The sequence below is a fragment of the Arthrobacter sp. Y3223164 genome, assembly GCF_059091005.1.
Genome location: NZ_JBNHGF010000618.1, coordinates 1 through 1,125, shown reverse-complemented (window position 1 = coordinate 1,125; position 1,125 = coordinate 1). Strand labels below are relative to the sequence as shown.

Below are 1,125 nucleotides of genomic sequence, written 5' to 3'. Positions count from 1 at the left end.
CGGGCGGCCGGACGGACCGCCCCCGGCGTCGCTCCCCGCCGCGCCGCCCGGGCAACACTATGCCGGACATACCCGGGTCAGCACACAGGCGTTGACCAGCACCGCGCAGGGGGTTGCGGCGGAGGTGCTGGGCATTTCACCTTCCCTCGTCCGTGCGACGTGGCGGGACGACTCCGGTTCCCTCGCGTTGTACCTGGCCCTTCCCGTCGGCATTCCCTCGCTGAACCGGGTAGTGCGGGACCCGCACCTGGTGGACGGCTTTGGCGGATCGGTCTGGGACCGGGCGCACGCCGCCAAGGGAGCCATCCTGGAGAGGATCTCCCGGATCAGCGGTTCGAGGTTGAGCCGGGTGGACATCAGGGTCACCGGCATCCGCGTGCAGGAAGGAGGCCGGGTCCGGTGAGCACCGACGTCAAAACCGGCGGGGGGCCCGCTGACTTGCGCCCGGGCGACGAGCGCCTGGCGAGCCGGGAACTGCGCAGTTCCCGCGCCATCGCCGCGGTGATCGCCGCCGTCCTCGTCGGGCTGGCCTGCCTCTACCTGCTGCTCGAAGCGGCGCTGAAGGCGATCGGGCAGCGCCCGTGGCTGGCCACACCGGAAGAGATGGCGGGCTGGATCCATCAACTGCCGGGAAACGTCGCGCCGACCGTCCTGGGCGCGTCCGGAGCGCTGATCCTGTTCCTCGGTCTGCTCTTCTTCCTGCAGGGCGTGCTCCCCGGACACCTGCACCGGCACCGCATTCCCGGCCGCCGCGGCGTCGTCGTGGTGGACGATGAGGTCATCGCCGCCTCGTTGGCGCGACGCGCGCGCATCGAGGCGCAGGTGACGCGCGAGCAGGTGCTGGTGGTCGTCTCGCGCGGGCTGGTGGATGTCCGGCTCCGGCCAACCTCCGGCCAGCCGGTGGATGCCGACGCCGTCCAGGCCGCGGTGGAAGACGAGGTCCGCGGGGCGCGCATCAGCCCGATTCCGCAGGTGCGCGTGTTCGTTTCCAGTTCGGGGGTGGTGGGACAGTGAACCAAACGCCCCGGACATTGAACCGCATCCTGATCACCCTTTTGGGGCTGCTGCTCATGGTGGCCGGCGGCACCGCGCTGGCGCTGGCGCTGGTTCCCGCGCTCGCCGGCC

Annotated in this window: 2 protein-coding genes; both read left to right on the top strand. The window is 71.5% G+C overall.

The features are described 5' to 3' along the window. Nucleotides 1–403: hypothetical protein (locus AC5RUJ_RS16905; protein WP_494156323.1), on the top strand; the 403-nt coding region annotated here is incomplete at its 5' end. Next, the gene (locus AC5RUJ_RS16900; protein ID WP_494128956.1) at nucleotides 400–1,014 is read left to right on the top strand and encodes a hypothetical protein; all 615 of its coding nucleotides are present in this window, start codon (nucleotides 400–402) and stop codon (nucleotides 1,012–1,014) included. The genes AC5RUJ_RS16905 and AC5RUJ_RS16900, both read left to right, overlap by 4 nt. Nucleotides 1,015–1,125 lie beyond the last annotated feature (111 nt).